We start from the raw sequence: 20424 nt of genomic DNA, 5'->3' as shown, positions 1-20424 counted from the left end.
GACAGGGGAACGGAGGTGAACTAGGGGGGGTACTTTGTTCGGTGCTAGACTGATATTTCAGTAAGCCAGACAGGAGCCAGAAAAAGATATTTATCAGAAAAGTCATGATCAAGCTAGAGGTTTAAAGACTGATCGGGTTCCAATTATTTTTATTAATAAATATTTTACACAATTCATACCAAGTAAGCAACAGAGCTACGCCACTACTACCGAATCATTACCTCGATTTATTAATTACTCAAAGAAAATGCCAAGACCATGCTTTCTAATATGTGAGTAAGCACCAAAAGCAAAACCAATTCCCAAAGAATTAAATTGACTGTAACCACCCGAAAGCAACAGCAATACAGCCCACCCAAATACCCCTGGTAGGACGGTGAGCAAAGCAGTTCGTTTGAGATAATCTAATCGGTGCGGTTTCACAATGGATTTTATAAATAATAGGGGAAGTTTTACATATAAAATAAAAACAACAAAACCGAACATAATCAATCCGCCTTTAAGCAAAAAAGTCAAAACACCTATATGGAAAGCGTTAATTTCATAGCCCAATACTGAGAAAAACGTTGCGCCTAAACCCTTACCAAATAAAAATTCAATTTCATCTTGCAAAACTTGAAGCCCTCCGATGGCCTCCTCAATTCGCAATTCAGAAGATCGATCAGTAGATTGGTCAGGATTGAAAAACCTTTCAAAGATTAAACTATTCTGGAATAGATCCGCGAATAACTGCTCAAAATTAATAAAAAATACGGCGACTACCAGAAAGATACCGATCAAGAATAATAGATAAATCAACCACTTTGGCTGTTTTAGAGATGATTTAGTAGTTAGGGCTCCATTAGATATATGATAAGATAAACCAAAAGCAGAGAAAATTACTACAGTTAGTAAAGATAAGGTAACAGATCTCGTTGCTCCAATAAATCCCAAAGAATAAAGGTGAATCGCAACTAATCCCAATATTGAGATTGTCCAAAACCAGCCCTGCCGACATAATACACCAAGAGCAATTCCAGTCAGTGGTAAGAGTAAAGAGGAATATGCCCATGTATTCCAATCTGTGATTCTTTCTGTCACCCCCGCATTAGCAAGAGCGTTCATTCTCTCAGCTTGCAGTGAAATAGAATAGTAAATAAATACAGTTGAAACAGATATGAGTGAAGTAAGTTGTATTTTGGGGCGATAGGAATTAGCAAGAATGCGAAACATTGCCAAGCCACCTATCAGCCATAAACAAACAGATAAATCCATTCGTATCCAATCAATACTATTGCCAAAAAGTTGCCAGCCCATCCAAGTATAAAAGATAACAACAGCCCCATAGAAAATTCCTGTTTTGCCCAATAACAAGCGACGAAATTCTCTATCAATAAAGAAGGCGGAGCCAACAAGAATAAAAAAAGCAAGGATTGTACCTGATGCTACACCTACCTTGACTGCGCTGCGTTGTTCTATGTCAAATTGGGCATTGAGAAAATCAGAAAAAGTCAGCAAAAATAGACTGACATAAAAAATCGAGGTTGCGGCAAGCTTGATAAAGGAAGCTTGAAGGTATTTTTTTTTCTTGGAAATAGTGAGAGTTGGCAGCGGTTGAAAGATGCTCATTACTAATAAAATACAGATTTTACACAAACTCTAAAATTTTCTGAAAAGCAGAGATCAATTGGTCGATTGAATGCCGGTGTCTATACCCTTCAAAATCTGGCTGGATAGAAAGATTGCCGGTGGAGAGTTCCTCATGCAATCTTTCTAAGATGCTAACACACTGAGACACACTTCCTCCTTCAATCCCATAGCCAAGATTAAACTTCTGAACCCGTTCGCCCATACAGTAGTTTTTGCTGGCGATTACAGGTTTCTCGAAGATTGCTGCTTTAGTCAGGATGTTGCTACTGTAAGGAAAATTTTCATAGGCAGCATACAGGACATCGCATACCTGAACAACGGCATTAAATCTTGACCCGTCAGGAATCGAATTCAAGTAAAAGAAACAGTTGTCTGGGTTTACTTTGACAATCTCCTGAATTTTCGCCAGTTCTGCGGCTGTAAATGCTGGTTCAGCCAGCCTACCTGCAAAGACAAAAAACCAGCGATCGCTCACTTGTTGAGAAACTTCCAGAAGCGTAAGTGTTCCTTTCCGCTTATCTAGAGCTCCCAACAAACCAATGATCTTCCTGCCAGCAGCTTTAGCACGAATTTTTTGGGTAATCTCAAAGCTCATATCGGGGGGTGATTCATCGGTGATATCAGTCAAGACGACCACAGGTTTATTAAGCTTCTGCTGTAACTTGTCAGCAATACCTTCGTCTAGCACGGCCACTACTGGACAGTGGGAAGATTTTAGCACTGATAAGGGATTTAAGATGCCGTGGCGCATCCACCGGAGTTTTGGTGGTATCCGTAGGTAGCCAGGTTGAAAATAAAGCCCTGACCAAGGATAGGGAAAGATGATGTCGGTGATAGCAGGAATTAATCCTAAGTATGTATCAAGCCAGGCAAAAAAGGTGATATCGGGGGCTTTGCCTAGCTTTGAGGAAATTTCTTGGATACTCTGGGCGACTCGTTGCCAGCGGGCTACAGCCATTGCCCTCGCCTGCAATCGGCGACCGGAAAACTGACTTGGCGAGGGTTCATGCAACTCAAAGGAGTGAAAGTTACTTGCCAACTCTGGACAGTGCTTGGCAATCCACAGGTTCATCTCTTCCGGTTCGGGACACAGAGAGATTACTTCATTTCCCAATTCTAGCAATGTCTTGGCGAAAAACTTCAGGTAGGTGGGGTGGTGGCCTCCCCACAGGGGATCAACTAGGGCGATGGTTTTCAAGGTTTTTAACTCTGCTTCTGAGATTTTTGTGATACAGCTACGAACATTCCTGAACTCCCTATATCGTTGTCAAACATTGGCTCAAGCCGGCCGTAGGAACCCAGTTTAAACCAATTATAGCCACAATCTTTAAGCATTAAGATAATGTCTGAAGGGTGATAACCAAAGGCTTTTGACATTTCATCCGTAATTTCTATTAAAAGTCGAGAGATTTTCTGGGATTGAAACATTTCCAGCATTCCCTTGAGTACAAGGTATTCTCCGCCTTCAACATCAAGTTTCATTAAATCTATATGCCGTACATTATTCTTTTGTAACCAGGTATATCCCTGAAAAAGTTGAACTGGTATTGTACTAAATTTATCCAGATCCGCTGAAGGATGAATAATGTCGCCCAATGAGTTATAAACTTCCATTCCAGGTGCGCCTGAATTAAATTTTACAATCTCATCTTTTTCTCCAAAACCTGCCTGATGTATTTCCAGGTTATTAAATTTGTTCAACTCCTTATTTTTTTTCAGTAGATTGAAGGCAAAGTCTCCCGGTTCAAAAGCTATAACACGACCGATTGGAGTTACTATTTTAGAACAAAACAGCGAGAAGTAGCCAACGTTAGCACCAATATCCAGAAAAGTTTGTCCAGGTTTGAGATTATCGCGGATGAAATCAAGTGATTCAGGTTCAAATATATATTTAGTATAGCCAATTTTAAAGTACATATCTGGGTGAATTATCATTGGCAGATTGATTCCTGGCATCACATCCATCAACTCTTGACCTTTGGCTTTTGCCGCTTCTAATTTAAGCTGGTTTTGATGAAAAAGATTTTGATCTAACTGCAATCGTCGGGCTATTGCTCTTGTTAACCTTCTTGAAAAGAATTTTAAGCTTTTCACAATTTTGTACTCCTTATATACAAAAAAATCAGAATGATTTAATACCCATCAAACGAAAAACTAATTTTTCTGGAATGCCCAATTTTGCCAAAACTAATGAAAGGGCTTTGGCTAGAGTTTTCAGGCGATATATACCGCCAAAATAAGAGGCTTCAATGCGAGGAATTAATAAGATTGCAACTAGATAAAAAACAATCATTGTAGCAATTTGTATTCCAGTATTTGCTTTTATAAAAATTAGTATAACATGAAAACAACAAGCTACAACCATCAACAACAAAGACGAGTATAGAGGTTTAATTAACCAACGACAAAAAGTAATCCAGTCCATCTTAGGCTTAAGACGACGAGACAAATAAATTGTTCCAAAGAACGTCATTAGCTGTCCTAGCACCGCATATTGAAAACCAAACACTAAAGCAAATATAACAAAAAACGGTAGATAACCAAGCGCGATAATCATGTGAAAAATCCAGTTACCTTTTGCATCTCCTTTACTTAGTCCGAAAAAAAATGGTACTATCGCATTGCCATGAATATAGCCTACCCAACAAAAAATAAACAACTGAAAACTAGCTTTGCTAGAAAATCCGGCATTGACCATAATAGTCAATAAAGCTGGACCAGCAATAATCAGTCCTGAATAGACAAAACCTGCAATTAACCCAATAAACCAGCGCAAGCGGTCTTCTATTTGTTCTGCTACTACTTCTAATTTATCTCCTTGAGCCGAGAGCATGGGAAATAGATAAGAAGACTGTCCATTTAAAATTGCATGAACTTGCCCATATATGTTTTGTGCAAAAGTATAGAAAGGCAAAGAACTACTACCAAATACAGATGTTAGAAATATCTTATCAAGTCCCCATAGTATGCCTGCAAGCTGAGTTAGATAAACCCATTTTCCAAACGACCAAAGCTCAATAAACATGGCTTGATGCCAGGAAGGACGTGTCAGAAATCCAAGGATTTTAAAAACTATAAAACCAGTACATAAACAATTCAAGCAAGACAAGGCTAACTGAATTGTTGCCAAGGTTAAAATATTAGGAAAGGCTTTCAAAAAAGTGATTCCCAAAATACCATTGGCTAACATAAAAGTAGTGTTGAGCTTTGTTTGCCAGTCAAATCTCTGAAGAGAAGTGAGAAATATATTAAAATAACCGGTGATTTGTTGTAGCAAAAATACCAATCCTAGTAATATACAGTAGAGGCGAGCTAAATCAGGATTGCCCTCATATTTGCTCCACTGAACAATCCAAGGAGAGCCAAAAGTAAAAAGACAAAACCCAAGCAATCCAAAAGCCAAAGAAGTTGAAAAACAAACACCGGCTATTTTCTGAATTTCCTGAGAATTATTTTCTTCATAAGCGCGACTGAGCAATCGCATTGCGGCAGTCCCCAGTCCAAATCCACTCAAGGTGTTATTAATGCCAACAATAGCAGAGATCGCAATGGCAAATCCAGCTTCCGCTTCACCCAACCAACGAATAGTTAAACCTGCCAGCAGAAACCCCAAGATCGCTGTCATCAAAGAGCCGATGCCAGTCCAGGTAGAGTTAGTTACTGCTTTAGAGAGAAGATTACTCAATTTTCCGGTACCAAATAGAGAATATATAGCGTTTCTCACACCTGTGTAGCACAGTTAAAACTTTGCTGATTAAGCTTTTCAACATCGATAATGTACCGCTTGCGAACAGGAAACGCTATAGCAGTTTTCATCAGAATGAGGCATGGGCAAGGGACTTAAACCCTTTGTTAGCAAAACTTCTCGATACCTCAGTAACGTGAAAAGCGCTATAACTTAAAGATGGAGATAGGAAACCATCGATACTGATTGATTACTTGCAGTTTTTCTTGATTAGCTACTCTTCACAATTCTCTTAATAGTTCTGTAGATTTGGTATAATGTTTTTATTGGAAATATATTTTTAAGTGACCTAATATACTTAACCTTGAGCAATAATACCTTTTCCTTGATTGTAATGTTAAAAACAGCAACTCTATTTTTTAGGATTTTCCTGTTGATAAATATGGCATCACAATCGTAATCTCCAAGATGAGTAAATCCAATTAGATAAAATCCATTAATATGCAGGAAATTATATACATCTTCAAAGAGAGGTTGTCCTGAATATATTTCAAGAAACTCTATTTCTGTGTGTATTAGCTTGACATTTCTAATGTCGCTACCCAGACTCTCTAAAGCCAGTAGTTCCGCACCTTGAATATCCATCCACAGAATATCAATATCTTTCAATTCCCGATCTTTCAGAAAAGAATCTAGTCTGATTGAATCAACTTCGATTTCTTTTTGTACGTAGGTTTCTACAGGATATTTTCCAGAAGCTTGGAATATAGATGAAGCCCCGGGATTTCCATCTTCCCAAGTTGTCTTTGTAAGCTCTGGATCGATGGGATAGAATTTTATTTTCCCATCTACACTTGACACAGCTTTTTCCGTTAATTCAACTCTATTCAAGTCTCTTACAGCCTCCCTACAAGTAGGTATTGTCATAGGATTACATTCAAAAGCATATATAAAAGCCTTATTAAAAATTTGATTGAAAGCAACTGTTTCTCGACAATCTCTAGCCCCCAATTCAACTACTACTCTTATATTTTCATTGCCAATAAATTTATCAGAAAATTGGACAAATACTTTTAAATTACCAGCGTACATTTAAATATCCCCGCAAAAAAGTCGTTTAACCGTCTTATTCATAATACCATAGCAGAGATCGCAATGGCAAATCCAGCTTCCGCTTCACCCAACCAACGAATAGTTAAACCTGCCAACAGAAACCCCAAGATCGCTGTCATCAAAGAGCCGATGCCAGTCCAGGTAGAGTTACTTACTGCTTTAGAGAGAAGATTACTCAATTTTCTAATACCAAATAGAGAATTACTTAAAGATGGAGAAACTCCTTGACTGCAGGCCAGCGAGATTTAAAGGTATGACAGGTCTGCATTAAAGCTAAAGTATTGTATCGGAGCCGATCTAGTTCTCCTGGAATAGTATAGAGGTTAATCAGAGCTTCTGCCATTAGATCTGGGCGATACCGGGGTACAATAATGCCGTTAAAGCCGTTGTGGATGATTTCACGAGGGCCAAGAATGTCAAAAGCGATTGGAACACAGCCTAGAGCCATAGCTTCAAGAGGGGGTAAAGGTCCGCCTTCTCCCCAAAGAGCATCCTTGCCAATATTCATAGTCAGAAAAACTTCACAGGAACGCATCTTTTCAAGAACCTCTTCTTCAACACCTTGGATTTGGCAAAATTCTAACTCAAGACCTTGTTTATGGACAGCATCTTGAATAATCTCTAGATAGGTTTCTGTATGAAGACCTTCGTTCATATAACCAACCCGATAAGACTGGCATTTTTCTGAAATGGGAAACCATTGAGACTGATCGACCAAATTAGGAAGCAGAACGCAGTGGCGTTGAAAATGAGCCATGTGCCAAGCCTGTATCGTTCGAGTAATTGCAGCAGTGTTGCGGATTTTTTTTCGATAGAGATTTGCCAGAACTGGAAAATGGTCGTGTTCAGTATGACAGAGTTCCATATCCCAAAAGTAGAGAGAGGGACTATTTTTAATAAAAGCTTCAGCAATTGCCCAAGAAGTAACACAACGGATATTCTGGTTATATGTTATCAAACGGTTATAGTCATTGATCGAGATGTGAGGCTGATGATCCAGAAGCCAAGAATCATAACTTCCATCATAAGTCACTACATAAGCTTCATATCCCTGCTCTCTTAATAACTTAACTAGATAGTTGAGTTCTTTAACGCCGCCATTAAACTTACCATGACCAGGAGCATCTGCACCACGACAGAAAGACGCAAAAACCAGAGGTTTACTAGCTGGCTCGGCAAACTGTTGAATAACTACTTTTTCCTCAGTGTCAGATAGACCTTTTAGGCTTTTGTTGGCAATTCCAAGTTTAACAGCAAAGTTTCTTAATGCTTGAAATATATCGGTATTTTCAGGAATCAGTATTATTGCTAAATCCTTAAGCAATGAGGGGACTAAGGGAGTAGCTGCCAACCTGATTCGAGCGAGAACATTGCGAGTTCGCCAAAAAAAATTAATCATCAGTTAAACCTACCTATGTTTTTACTTATTGATTGATTGTTCCTAAAAATTTGCCTATTTGTGAGCAAAATAGGTAACTATCCCAATTTGGTGTTTATGCTCGTAACTTCCTAGCCAGCCATTCAAGAAAATTGTCGTATTATTGAGGTTATTTTGATGATAATGACAGCTTAACTCTTGGCAAATCATCTTGAATGATTCTGTCATTTCTCCACCTAAATCATCCCAAATCATAATAAACTCTTCTTGATCAAGCAAATCATATTTTTTGATCATATTATATTCATGTATTAAAGCTTTCGGATCATGAAACGCATCAGAGAATATAATATTGAATTTCCTTCCAGATAATTGTTTCCAAGAATTCTCGTCAAATATATCGCCGCTAAGATAGTATATTTGATTGTGATGGTAATCGTATTCAATCAGAGAAGATTTGCCTGTCTTCAAAGAGTTAGCCATTGTATCCCATTCAATGTAATAAGATGTTTTCTTAAAAAATTGCTCCAGAGTAGGATTGATTTCTTCAATATCAAAACCAATCATGACACTGTTTTCTAAGAAACTAGCGGCTTGGAAAAAATTCTTGCCAACAGATACTCCCAACTCTAGATAATTAACTGGTTTTTTGAGAAAGCGGCTGAGATATAGAATCGCATCAGTATATGTAATCTGGCTATTTATTTCTCGATCAATTAGTTCTTTTGAACTTAAAGGAAGACCATAATGAAATACTGAATTGTTGTATGTCTCTTCGTCAATCCACTGGTTGACTTTTTTAAGAGTTTCTCGATTAAACAAAATAACATGAGCTATCTCTGATCTGGGAAGTAGTCTTGACACCGTGATAAAATTATCGACTTTTCGATTTATTCTGCCAATAAAAGAAGTTATTTGCTTTAGCATCATCATAATTTATCCTTTCATTTTTTAGTTTTACTGACTGCGTAAATTATATACACACATATACTCGCCGTCAATTTTCTCAGATACTCTTAATCTCCTGGTTTAATTTGCCGAATCAAATAGCGAACTTCTGACAGCAAAACCTCAAAACGCTTGTCTGAATCTTCCTGTCTTTGCCTGATTTCGGCAATTTCTGCTTGCCGAGCTTCATTTTCTCGCTGTTGTTGAGCAGCTATTTGTAACAGTGCTTGTGCAGTTATTCTTACCCCATCTACTGATTCTCTGACTTCCGATACCGATTCTCGCAATTCCGAAACTGAGTCTCTGACTTCCGATACCGATTCTCGCAATTCCGAAACTGAGTCTGCTAATTCATCTAGCATCTCATCTGTCCATCTCGTCCGTTCCCCATCCCGTTTTGTCATGGCTTGTTTTTCTCCCTTCTCAGTTTCAATAGCTGCTTAAATTGTAGGTAATCGTAATTATAGACGCGATCTCCGCCATTTCCCTCAAGCTTATGATTGATTTTCTGGTTTAATTTGCCGAATCAAATAGCGAACTTCTGACAGCAAAACCTCAAAACGCTTGTCTGACTCTTCCTGTCTTTGCCTCACTTCATCCATATTACGCTGTTGTTGTGCGGCAATTTGGAGTAGAGCGTTTGCCGTTAGTCGTACCCCGTCCATCGAATCTCTAAGGTCTGCAACCGATCCCGTCAATTCCGAAACTGAGTCTGCCAATTTATCTAGCATCTCATCTGTCCATCTGGAGTGTTCGGATGAGCTTCTGGTCATGGCTGGCTTTTCTCATTTGTTAATAACTGGTTACAATTGATTATCGACGCAATCTCCAGCAATTTCCCAATATATTTCCTCTCGACGCATAACAGTTGCTACCATAGCACACAATCAGCTAAATTGTAAAGCTGTATAGATTCTTCATTGAGCCTCCAGGTCAATTCCCATCGCCCTTAGCCGCGCCGCCAAGCTGTCTGCCCTAGCTTTTTCTCCCTCAGCCCGCCGTTGAGCTTGTTCGGCTCGTTGTTCGGTTTGTTCAATCCGTTCACTACCCCACAATAGTAAATTACCTGATTGATCCCACCAGCGCAACCAATGAGCCGTTACTGCTGCTTTTTTCCCCTGCCATACTCCTAGAAATAAACCGATTTCTGCCCGCCAGTAACGATGATCCTCATCCGCTTTTTGTAACTCATACTTCCCTGATACTAAGCGATAAACTTCTAATTCTCCGCTTTGTGGTTGAAAAACGCTATAGAAAGGTACTTGTAAGATTCGCTCGTAGAAATACCACTTGCCATAGGGATAGTGGGGATTGATAGAATACTCCCCTCCCTCCGTTTCTGAGATGAATTCCATGACAATTGCTGGCACTTCCCCTTCTGCATGGGGCGTGTAGCTGCGGCGAATTTCTCCTTCTCGGATAGGTGCTACTGCGGGTACATAAACCCAATCGGGAGCTTTTACTACTGTCTTAGGGCCAACGGTGGCGCAAATGCCAAAATTAGCAGCAATAAGACTCGCTTCCACAATTAAACTGGCTAATTCTAAAGATTCTCGCCAAGCCGCCGCGAGGAGGGGTTGTCGGGTGCTTTCCACTGGTTCATCAGGGAGGACAAAATCCGCTGGCAATTTCTCCCAGGTAATGGGGGGTAAAGTATCGGAGATGCGAGGTGCTAATGGGATTGTCATTGAGGCTCTCCTGTGATGGTGGTTATGGCGGTTTAGCTTGTTATAAGAGCAAATGAGTAAGCTCTTGACTATCTAAATTACTCGTTAAGATTGCAGGGGAGTACCGGAGCTGCGGGGCAGGGAGAAGCAGTTTGAGCATTTGTACTAAAATTTTCAATACGCAGTTTAAATTCAGTACAGCTTATTGCGATTGGCAGAATAGTACATAATTTGTAACCGTTCAGGGGGGGTATGTCAAGCGGCCAGTGGCATTGGCTAGGTAGGGTAAACGCACCTTAATTTGGTAATTACCGGAAAAACTAGAGTTGTCATTGTAGCATGGTGTTATGATGAAGCGGTGACTAATCGAACCAGATTGCTACCGCAAAATCTTTTAAACCGCGTCCACGGGGAACCCCGTAGTTTGCCTTTTTCGGCTATGATCTTTGCATAGCAATACTTTTAGGGGTTAATGGCCTGCCAGTGAGATTCCAGTTCTCTAGCTGGTTGCGGTTTATGTCCTTTAAAAGTGTCCCGAAGTCAATTTCAGCTTTAGATGTCATATTCCTTACTCTATAAGGGTTGGGGGCTATTTTAAATAGATACCATGTTTGGACAAATTCCCAAATTATTCTTAAGCTATACTGGCGTACTAGATGCGGTTTAATAGAGTTATCCCTTGACTATTTGATAATGATGAACAACCAACAAAATGGGGCTTTAAAAACCCAAAGTCAAGCAAATCTGCCAGTTTTTGACCAACCAGCTTTTATCCCCTCCGTCACGCAGGAAGGAGAGGAACTCAACCTGCGTCAATTCCTTTACGTCATCAAGCATCGCTGGTGGTTAATCGTTGGCATCACCCTAGGGGTGACGGCTGCGATCACTGCTTATACTTTCTCAAAAACCCCTATCTATCAAGGTAAATTCTTGCTGCTCATCGGTCAACCCATCGAGGAAAATAAAAGTTCTTCCAGACTGGCAGCCCAAGATATCCTACCTCAGTTAGGTGGTGAAGACATCGATTATGATACCCAAATCGCTGTTTTAACCAGTCCGCAACTCCTTAACCCCATCTTTAGTAAAATAACTCCTCAATATCCCGACTTTACCTACAGTGATTTAATTAGTAAAACTGGCCAATCTGATCTCAAAATTAGTCGACAAAAACAGACGAAAGTTTTAGAAATTTCCTATCAAGATGAGGAACCGGAAAAAATTAAGCTGGTTTTAGATAATTTAGCCCGTCATTACCTAAACTATAGTTCTCAGGAACGGAAGACCGAAATTAATCAAGGGTTAGATTTTGTTAACGCTCAATTGCCCGTGCTGCAGGAACGAGTTAATACTCTACAAAAACAAATGCAGCAATTCCGGCAGCAATACAATTTCCTCGATCCCGATAAAGAGGCAACTCGTTTATCACAACAGTTAACCACCACTGAACAAGATTATCGGGCAGCCCAAGTTGCCCTTAACGAAATTAACTCTCGCTATCAGGCTTTACAGCAACAGGTGGGATTAGACCCTAATCAAGCAATTATCGCTACTTATCTCAGTGAATCTCCCGGTTATCAAGATTTGCTCAAGCAGCTGCAGGAAGTAGAAGTGGAATTGGCCAAACAATCGGCAGTTTTTGCCAAGGATAGCCCGATAATCGCCACCCTAGAGGAAAAACGGGCTAATTTACTGCCCCTACTGCAAAACGAAGCCCAGAGAACACTAGGGGAAAAACTGCCCCAGACAGTGGGTGACTCCCCTGCTTTGGTGTCAAAGAGCGCTCTGCGGGTAGAATTAACCCAACAATTGGTGGAAGCCGCTAACAGTCGCCAAACCCTAGAAATTAAGGTAGAATCCCTTGCCCGGGCCCTCGAACAACAGAAAGCCTCGGTCAAAAATCTGGCGGTTTTAGCCCGTCGTTATACGGATTTGCAGCGAGAGTTGGAAATCGCCACCACCAGTCTCGACCGTTTTCTGGAGGAACAACAAAAACTTCAACTCAAGGTGGCACAACAAGTGGTGCCTTGGCAACTAATTTCCCCACCAGAAGTAGGGGAAAAGTTCGTTTCTCCTAAACCTGTGCGAAATCTGGCTTTAGGGGTTATCGGTGGCCTTTTATTAGGACTGGGGGCGGCCTTTTTAGCTGAAAGATTAGACCCCGTTCATCATAGTGCAGATGAACTAAAAGAAGATACCAAACTACCCCTTTTGGGCGCAATTCCCTGGCAAAAAGACCTTGGCACCATCGAAAAAGTGATCACAGCCGCCCTACCCCAGTTAACAGTCGGTGATCGCAAAATTACTATCCCTAATACTACTGGGAAATCGGCCGACGAAAACCCCTCCTACTATAATTTCTCCCCCTTCTCGGAAGCTTTCCGCACTCTCAACACCAATATTCGCCTCCTCGATGCCGATTCCCACCGCAAGTCCCTCGTGGTTAGTTCTGTATCACCGGGAGATGGTAAAACCACCATGTCAATAAATATCGCTAAGGCCGCCGCTGGTATGGGACAAAGAGTCTTACTGGTGGATGCTGACCTGCGACGACCCCAGGTTCACCATCGACTTAATCTCGATAACGACCACGGCCTTAGTAATGTCCTCGCCGAGGGTCTCGATTGGAATGAGGCAATTCAACCTCTACCCCGTTACGAGAATTTATCGATTCTTACCGCCGGTGAAATTCCCCCAGATCCAACCCGCTTGCTTTCTTCCCAGAGAATGCAGGAGATGATCTCGCGTTTACAGCAAGAGCAAGCCTTCGATCTAATTATCTATGATCTACCACCGATCGCCGCTTTTGCCGATGCCAAAATTCTCGCCGCCATGGCCACCGGACTGGTTCTCGTTACCAAACTGGGCAAAACCGATCGCTTTGCTCTGAAAAATCTGCTCGAAGATCTGAGATTATCCCATATTTCCGTGTTAGGTTTAGTGGCTAATAATGTTAGTCGGAAAAACCATAATTATCGTTACTATGGCCATTACTACGGGAAAAGATAATTAAATTAAAGATAGATCCCCCCTTAATAAGGGGGGTTTCGATCCCCCCTTAATCCCCCCTGAATAAGGGGGGTATCTGATGGTTTTTAACACCTAACTACTTATTGATCGGTTATCAACTTTTAATTGATGTTAAATGCGGGTTTTAATCTGGTATCGGAATGATCTGCGAGTTCACGATCACGAGGCAATTTATCGAGCCATTCAAGAACAATTAGAGATAATTCCTTTCTATTGTTTTGATGAGCGTCAATTTGGTTTTACTTCCTACGGGTTTCCCAAAACTGGCAAGTTCCGGGCTAAATTTTTATTAGAAAGCGTAGCAAATTTACGACAATCTCTGGAAGGTTTAGGCAGTAATTTAATTATCCGACGGGGAAAACCAGAAGAAATTATCCCGCAATTAGTTCAAGAATTGCAGATAGCCAGGGTTTATTATCATCAAGAGGTTACAGCAGAGGAATTAGCGGTAGAAAAGGCTGTAAATAAGGCTTTATCTATAATTCCTGTGCAGATAAAAACTTTTTGGACAGCCACTTTATATCATCCTGATGATTTACCTTTTACCCTTAATCAACTGCCAGAATTATTTACTAATTTTCGTAAACAAGTAGAACGTCATTGGGAAATAAGAACAACTTATCCCAGTCCGAAAAAGTTGACAAAATTACCTAAAATAGATTGGGGAAATCTTCCTATTTTAAAGGATTTAGGCTTAACAGAACTAATTCTAGACCAGGGAGGTGTTTTATCATTTCAAGGGGGTGAAGTAGCAGGAAAATCACGGGTTAAAGAATATATTTGGGATAGTGATTCCTTAAAAACCTATAAGGAAACCCGCAATGAAATGTTAGGGACTAATTATTCCTCAAAATTCTCAGCTTGGTTAAGTTTTGGCTGTCTTTCCCCCCGTTATATTTATGAAGAAGTACAAAAATATGAGCAAACAAGAGTAAAAAATGACTCTACTTATTGGCTAATTTTTGAATTATTATGGCGAGATTTTTTTCGATTTATTTGCAGTAAACACGGGAATAAAATCTTTTATAAATCTGGTTTGCAAGAACTTAATTTACCTTGGCTAGAAGATTGGCAAAGATTTAATCTTTGGTGTGAGGGAAAAACTGGTTATCCCCTTGTAGATGCTAATATGAGAGAGTTAGCTGCTACAGGATTTATGTCAAATCGTGGACGGCAAAATGTCGCTAGTTTTCTGACCAAAAATCTCGGTATTGATTGGCGTATGGGAGCAGAATGGTTCGAGTCATTATTAGTTGATTACGATGTCTGTAGTAATTGGGGTAATTGGAATTACACTGCTGGTGTCGGTAATGACGCACGAGGATTTCGTTACTTCAATATCCCGAAACAGTCGAAAGATTATGATCCCAAAGGTGATTATTTACGTCACTGGTTGCCCGAATTAGCCCTAATAAAAGGCGATAAAATTCACGAACCTTATAAATTATCTCTGGAGGAACAAAAGCGTTATGGGGTGATTTTAGGGGTTAATTATCCTCGTCCTATTGTCGATTTTTTTCAATCAATTAAACACAACGAAAAAATTTATCTCGCCAAGTCGTTGCTGATTTGAGATATGAATCTTCTCTTGTGGGATTTTTAAAACCTAGTCCCAAACTAACTTTTGGATACGATGCACAATTGCCATTCATACCTTGATTCAGCAACGCCTCGAATTGGCATAGGCTTGACTTCGATTTCAACTCAGTTCCTTTATTTTATCGTGTAAGATAGTGATCGCACCACAACGCCCACCCTACTCCAATAGAAAGGCAAAAGATGACTACTACTCTTGAAAGCTTACAGGAATTTATTGATTTTTGTCAACAGCATATTACTGGCCAAGAAAGGAAAGAAGCTCAGATTTTCCTAGACCGTTTCTTTCGAGCTTTTGGTCATAAAGGTGCGTTAGAAGCGGGTGCAACCTATGAGGAGGCGATTACTAAAGGTAGCAAGAAAGGTAAAACAGGATTTGCTGATTTAGTTTGGAAACCTCGTGTTTTAATTGAAATGAAAAAGCGAGGAGAAGATTTAAGTAAGCACTATCCCCAAGCTTTTGAATACTGGAGTCGATTGGTTCCTAATCGCCCTCGCTATGTCTTATTATGTAATTTTGATCAGTTCTGGATTTTTGATTTTGATCTTCAAATAGATGAACCGGTAGATCGAGTAAATCTCAACGATTTGAAAAATCGGGTGAGTGCCTTCAATTTTATGGAAGTAGGGAATCGTACCCCTATTTTTCAGAATAATCAGGTCGAGATTACAGAAACGGCAGCGCGGCGGATGGGTGAGTTGTTTCAACTGTTAAAAAAACGCGGTCATAAAAGCGGTTTTGATGAGTTGACGGCCCAGCGATTTATTTTGCAGTGTGTATTAGCAATGTTTGCTGAGGATCGAGGATTGTTACCAAGAGATTTATTTATTTCTTGTGTACAAGAATGTCTAAATGGTGGCAATTCCTATGATGTCTTGGGGGGATTATTTCAACAGATGAACCAACCCGGAATTACTCCTGCTGGTAAGTATCAGGGAGTGGATTATTTTAATGGGGGACTGTTTAGTATAATTCATCCAATTCAATTAACTAATGAAGAATTAAGGTTTCTGGATGTAGCGGCGCGTCAGGATTGGAGTAAGATCCGTCCGGCAATTTTTGGTAATATTTTTGAGGGGACAGCTAATGCTGAAGAACGCCACACCTACGGGATGCACTTTACCTCAGAAGCGGATATTATGAAAATTGTTCGCCCAACTATTAGCCGTTACTGGGAGGAGAAAATTGAGCAAGCTGGGACGATTGGCGAGTTAAATACACTTCAGTTAGAATTACAGCAGTATAAGGTATTAGATCCGGCTTGCGGTTCGGGTAATTTTCTCTATGTCGCCTATCAAGAATTAAAGCGCATTGAACAGTTATTAATTGAAAAGATTGCTAACCGTCGTCGTTCTGCTAGTGACCAATTACAGATTAGTTTTGTTACGCCTAAACAGTTTTATGGAATGGATATTAATCCTTTTGCTGTAGAATTAGCGCGGGTGACTTTAATGATTGCCAGAAAGGTGGCGATTGATAAGTTTAATTTGACGGAAGCTTCTTTACCTTTGGATACTTTGGATAGTAATATTATTTGTGCTGATGCTTTGTTTACGGATTGGCAAAAAGCAGACGCAATTATCGGTAATCCTCCATTTTTGGGAGGTAAACACATGAGATTAAATCTCAGTGATGATTATGTTAATAAAGTGTTTGCGAGGTTTTCTGAAGTTAAAGACTCGGTTGATTTTTGTTCCTATTGGTTTCGTCTAGCACATAATCAATTAGACGAGAAAGGAAGAGCGGGTTTAGTCGGAACTAATTCTATTAGTCAAGGAAAAAGTCGTGTAGCAGCGTTGGATTATATTACTCACAATGGTGGACACATTCATGAGGCGATTTCTACTCAGCCTTGGTCTGGTGAGGCTAATGTTCATGTTAGTATTGTCAATTGGAGTAAAGTTGAGCCAGTAAGTTATTATTTAGATAATCATCAAGTTTCTCAGATTAATTCTTCTTTAAAACCGACTTTAGATGTCTCTAAATCTCCACGATTAAAAGCTAATCTTAGTCAATGTTTTCAAGGAGTGATTCCTGTTGGTAAAGGTTTTCTAGTTAGTGAAAAACAAGTTGATGAATGGATTAAACAAGAACCTAAAAATACAGATGTCCTTAAGTTGTTTTCAATGGGAGCAAATCTAGCTAAAAATCCTCACGGTAAGCCAGAACGCTGGATTATTGATTTTAATGATATGAGTTTGGAGGATGCTAGTGAATATAAACTACCTTTTGAGCATATTAAAGTAAATGTTAAGCCAGAAAGAGAGATAAATCGTGATAAGAAAGCACGTGATTTTTGGTGGATATTTTTACGTCCTCGCCCTGAAATGAGAACAGCAATTAAACCTTTAGATTGCTACTTTGCAGTCCCACGAGTCTCTAAATGGGCGGTTTTTATTCCAGCACCCCTTGACTGGCTTCCTGGAGATTTAAATATTGTTCTTGCTTCTGATGATTTCTACATTCTCGGTATCCTGACATCTAACATTCATCGCCTCTGGGTAAAAGCCAAAAGTTCAACTCTTGGAGAAACAACACGCTACACCCATAACACCTGTTTTGAAACCTTCCCCTTTCCCCAGAAACCTTCACAGGAACTTGTCGAAAAAATCCGTCAAACCGCCAACGAATTACACGAATACCGCAGCCAACAGATGGAGAAAAAACAATGGGGAATCACTAAACTATATAACCAATTCTTTAACGAACCCAGTAGCCAACTGTATCAACTTCATCAGAAATTAGACAAGCTAGTGATGGAAGCATATCACTTCCAAGCTGACGACGACATCTTAGAGAAACTATTAACCTTAAATCTGGAATTAGCAGAAAAAGAGAAGCGAGGAGAAACCGTCATCGGTCCCTGGTCTCCTTACTCTTAGATTACTCTAACCCCTTACATTAGATTGAAACAATCTGAATTTCCCTGACTCGGTGCATTGGTTTGGTTGGCTTTTCGGTGGTGATTAGTTCATCAGCTTGAATTTGCAGCGCAGCAGCAACATGAAGTGCATCCATCGCCGCTAAACCGTAAGTGCCAGCAATTTCACGACTCACTGCACCCTCCTCGACGTGCAGCAAGTTCTTGTTCTATTTCATCTTCATTGAGCAGTTGCAATCCAGCTGCGATCGCCCGATGTCGGATTTCCCATAACTTTTTGCTTAATGGTGTTTGGGGAATAAATTTAGCTTCTGGTGTTGTTTGTGACTCAGATTTAAGTATTTGAACAAATTGCCAAACTTTTTGTTGCTTTTCCGGGGTCAATTCTCGCCATTGTTCAAGTAGTTCTTCTTCTTTATCCATAAATACCTCGCTCTTAAGTAGCTGGTTATAATTAAATTAAAAATGGATTTTAGGTTCGATCCCCCCTTAGTCCCCCCTTAATAAGGGGGGCATCTGATAACTTTTAACGCCTACCTACTTAAATTATGAATTATTTGCTTTTAAGCAATGCTCATTAATAAAAACCGCTCCAGACACAACGTTTAGGAACTTTTTCTATATACATGACTACTATTGCACGGGTACAGCAAGAAAAGTTAACGGGTCTATCTATTGCTGGATAAGGGTTTTTGGCTCTTGTAGTAGATATGTATGGGTAGTTCAGGTGTTTTAGGTGGGAATTGGTTCACCTGGCCGCAAACTAGACCATTTACCGGTTTCGCGCAAAAAGCTTTCACAACCCACCACATCCCACTCCATTTCGATATAATCTTCTTTGGTGCGAATGTTAACGTTAATAGAAGGGTTCTTCGCTTCAAAGTCCGGTGTCTCGGTGAGATGACGTTCCTGATGTTGTATTTCTACGGCATGATAGGTGAGACAGCGATCAACAAAATAGCAGTTAATACAAATACACATAGGTTTAACTCTATAGGTCTTTTCCGTTAATCTAGCTCAGTCTCTCCCCAAATAGGGCCGGTCAAAATTATATTTTTGTAAATTTATCTTCTCGATGTCTTGTCAAAAAAACCTAGATAGTTTAGTTAAAGAAGTTTTTGCGATTAATCGGCAAGAATTGCCAGAAAATGCTTATTTAGTCGGTGGTGCTGTGCGAGACGCTTTATTAAACCGTCAGAAAGACTATATTGACCTAGATTTTGTGGTTCCCGAAAAAGCGATCGAAATTGCTCAAACTATTGCCCATCAGTATAAGGCCGGTTTTGTGGTTTTAGATGCGGTTCGTCAAATTGCTCGCGTCGTTTTTCCGCAGGGTACTCTTGATTTCGCACAACAGGAGGGAGAATCTCTAGAAATAGACCTAAAAAGACGGGATTTCACCGTTAATGCTCTCGCTTATAATCTCCACACCCAAGAAATTTTCGATCCTTTAGGGGGATTAAAAGATTTAGGCTGCCAATCCCTGCGGATGATTTCCCCCGAAAATCTTCAGGATGATCCCCTAAGATTATTAAGGGCCTATCGACAAGCGGCTCAATTGGACTTTGAGATCGAACCCCATACCCGTGCAACTATTCGTTCTCTTGCCCCTTTATTGCACCGTGTAGCCGCCGAAAGGGTACAATCCGAGTTGAATTACCTTTTGCTCAATTCCCGTGGCAATAAATGGCTAAAAAGTGCCTGGGAAGATGGCTTATTATCTCTCTGGTTGCGTCGGATTACCCCCGCAAAAATGGAGCGAGTTATGGGGGTGGAAGCGGCAGCGGGATTTTTAGAATCTTTGTTACCGGAAAACTTTATCTTTTCCCCTTCTCAGTTACAGTTGACAAAATTGGCCCTATTGGTATCGGATATTTTGGCAGAAGCGGAAAAAGAGTTAATCGATCTCAAGTATTCCAGGGGGGAAATTCGCACGGTAATCACGGTAATTAAGTGTTTACCTCCTCTCAAGGAGGCAGATAATTTAAGTCTGCGGGAACAGTATTTTATTTATCTAAATACGGGAAAAGTATTTCCTGTCTTTGCCCTTTTTGCTTTATCAATGGGGATTAACAAAAATATCGTCGCTTCTCTGTTGACTTCCTATCTCGATCCCGATAATATTATCGCCCATCCCCGACCTTTATTAAGGGGCGATGATTTAATTAACCATTTACACCTGAAACCTAGTCCGATTATCGGTAAGTTATTAACCGAGGTACAAATTGCCCAAATTGAGGGCCAAGTTACAGTTTTTCAGGAGGCGATCGATTTTGCTAAAAAGTTATTATAAGTGGTTGGTTATAATTAAATTAAAAATGGATTTTAGGTTCGATCCCCCCTGCCCCCCTTGATAAGCTATCCATTAGTCGTGCGAAACGTTTAGGCATGAAATAGGGCTGAAATGCCCGAAATAACCGCCTAGTAAGGTCTTCAGTCCCCTGACTGAATCTAACAGGTCAACCCAGACCAGCCTTATAACTGTTTATATGTCCCGAC

At 40.2% G+C, this 20424-nt stretch carries 18 protein-coding genes; 4 read left to right on the top strand and 14 right to left on the bottom strand.

Annotated features, from left to right (window positions below; all coding sequences use genetic code 11):
* Nucleotides 1–234: 234 nt before the first annotated feature.
* The 11 genes from H6G40_RS19855 to H6G40_RS19805 all read right to left on the bottom strand — a co-directional run bounded on the left by H6G40_RS19855 (nucleotide 235) and on the right by H6G40_RS19805 (nucleotide 10441).
* Nucleotides 235–1608 (bottom strand): hypothetical protein, encoded by a 1374-nt coding sequence (locus tag H6G40_RS19855; RefSeq protein WP_069474214.1) that lies wholly within the window; start codon nucleotides 1606–1608, stop codon nucleotides 235–237.
* Between the two features lie 19 nt (nucleotides 1609–1627).
* Nucleotides 1628–2827, bottom strand: coding sequence for a glycosyltransferase family protein (locus H6G40_RS19850; protein WP_069474215.1), 1200 nt, complete (start codon nucleotides 2825–2827; stop codon nucleotides 1628–1630).
* Between the two features lie 5 nt (nucleotides 2828–2832).
* Nucleotides 2833–3723 carry an FkbM family methyltransferase gene (locus H6G40_RS19845; protein WP_069474216.1) on the bottom strand — a complete coding sequence of 297 codons (891 nt, stop codon included), beginning with the start codon at nucleotides 3721–3723 and terminating at the stop codon, nucleotides 2833–2835.
* A 28-nt stretch (nucleotides 3724–3751) separates the two neighbouring features.
* Nucleotides 3752–5314 carry a lipopolysaccharide biosynthesis protein gene (locus tag H6G40_RS19840; RefSeq protein ID WP_069474217.1) on the bottom strand — a complete coding sequence of 521 codons (1563 nt, stop codon included), beginning with the start codon at nucleotides 5312–5314 and terminating at the stop codon, nucleotides 3752–3754.
* 270 nt (nucleotides 5315–5584) lie between these two features.
* Entirely contained in the window at nucleotides 5585–6406 is an 822-nt protein-coding gene (locus H6G40_RS19835; RefSeq protein WP_069474218.1) for an FkbM family methyltransferase, read from the bottom strand.
* Nucleotides 6407–6444: 38 nt separating this feature from the next.
* Entirely contained in the window at nucleotides 6445–6606 is a 162-nt protein-coding gene (locus H6G40_RS19830; protein ID WP_176721633.1) for a hypothetical protein, read from the bottom strand.
* Nucleotides 6607–6632: 26 nt separating this feature from the next.
* The gene (locus H6G40_RS19825) at nucleotides 6633–7826 is read right to left on the bottom strand and encodes a glycosyltransferase (RefSeq protein ID WP_069474219.1); all 1194 of its coding nucleotides are present in this window, start codon (nucleotides 7824–7826) and stop codon (nucleotides 6633–6635) included.
* A gap of 54 nt (nucleotides 7827–7880) precedes the next feature.
* On the bottom strand, nucleotides 7881–8735 hold the full coding sequence (locus tag H6G40_RS19820) for a hypothetical protein (protein WP_141705418.1): 855 nt from the start codon (nucleotides 8733–8735) through the stop codon (nucleotides 7881–7883).
* An 86-nt stretch (nucleotides 8736–8821) separates the two neighbouring features.
* Entirely contained in the window at nucleotides 8822–9157 is a 336-nt protein-coding gene (locus H6G40_RS19815; protein WP_069474221.1) for a hypothetical protein, read from the bottom strand.
* A gap of 90 nt (nucleotides 9158–9247) precedes the next feature.
* Complete coding sequence (locus H6G40_RS19810) at nucleotides 9248–9526, bottom strand: hypothetical protein (RefSeq protein WP_036401672.1); 279 nt, start codon at nucleotides 9524–9526, stop codon at nucleotides 9248–9250.
* Between the two features lie 144 nt (nucleotides 9527–9670).
* Nucleotides 9671–10441 (bottom strand): Uma2 family endonuclease, encoded by a 771-nt coding sequence (locus H6G40_RS19805; RefSeq protein ID WP_069474222.1) that lies wholly within the window; start codon nucleotides 10439–10441, stop codon nucleotides 9671–9673.
* A 672-nt stretch (nucleotides 10442–11113) separates the two neighbouring features.
* Between H6G40_RS19805 and H6G40_RS19800 the strand changes: the two genes are divergently transcribed.
* The 3 genes from H6G40_RS19800 (at nucleotide 11114) to H6G40_RS19790 (ending at nucleotide 17926) form a co-directional block, all read left to right on the top strand.
* Nucleotides 11114–13426 carry a GumC family protein gene (locus tag H6G40_RS19800; protein ID WP_069474223.1) on the top strand — a complete coding sequence of 771 codons (2313 nt, stop codon included), beginning with the start codon at nucleotides 11114–11116 and terminating at the stop codon, nucleotides 13424–13426.
* Between the two features lie 136 nt (nucleotides 13427–13562).
* A complete protein-coding gene (locus H6G40_RS19795) occupies nucleotides 13563–15020 on the top strand; it encodes a DASH family cryptochrome (protein WP_016514738.1) in 1458 nt (485 codons plus the stop codon).
* Between the two features lie 206 nt (nucleotides 15021–15226).
* The gene (locus H6G40_RS19790; protein ID WP_069474224.1) at nucleotides 15227–17926 is read left to right on the top strand and encodes a DNA methyltransferase; all 2700 of its coding nucleotides are present in this window, start codon (nucleotides 15227–15229) and stop codon (nucleotides 17924–17926) included.
* Nucleotides 17927–17945: 19 nt separating this feature from the next.
* On the opposite strand, the gene H6G40_RS19785 is transcribed toward H6G40_RS19790, so the two are convergent.
* From H6G40_RS19785 to H6G40_RS19775, 3 genes are all read right to left on the bottom strand, one after another.
* Nucleotides 17946–18125 (bottom strand): PIN domain-containing protein, encoded by a 180-nt coding sequence (locus H6G40_RS19785; RefSeq protein WP_002779187.1) that lies wholly within the window; start codon nucleotides 18123–18125, stop codon nucleotides 17946–17948.
* Entirely contained in the window at nucleotides 18091–18348 is a 258-nt protein-coding gene (locus H6G40_RS19780) for a hypothetical protein (RefSeq protein ID WP_002739553.1), read from the bottom strand. The genes H6G40_RS19785 and H6G40_RS19780 overlap by 35 nt, the downstream gene beginning before the upstream one ends.
* A 309-nt stretch (nucleotides 18349–18657) precedes the next feature.
* The gene (locus tag H6G40_RS19775; RefSeq protein WP_002739872.1) at nucleotides 18658–18906 is read right to left on the bottom strand and encodes a Ycf34 family protein; all 249 of its coding nucleotides are present in this window, start codon (nucleotides 18904–18906) and stop codon (nucleotides 18658–18660) included.
* Nucleotides 18907–19000: 94 nt separating this feature from the next.
* Between H6G40_RS19775 and H6G40_RS19770 the strand changes: the two genes are divergently transcribed.
* On the top strand, nucleotides 19001–20218 hold the full coding sequence (locus H6G40_RS19770; protein ID WP_002740293.1) for a tRNA nucleotidyltransferase/poly(A) polymerase-related protein: 1218 nt from the start codon (nucleotides 19001–19003) through the stop codon (nucleotides 20216–20218).
* Nucleotides 20219–20424 lie beyond the last annotated feature (206 nt).

The organism is Microcystis viridis FACHB-1342, assembly GCF_014698335.1.
GTDB classification, from domain to species: Bacteria; Cyanobacteriota; Cyanobacteriia; order Cyanobacteriales; family Microcystaceae; genus Microcystis; species Microcystis ichthyoblabe_A.
The sequence above is the reverse complement of the archived record's forward strand: the minus strand, read 5'-3'. Positions and strand labels throughout refer to the sequence as shown.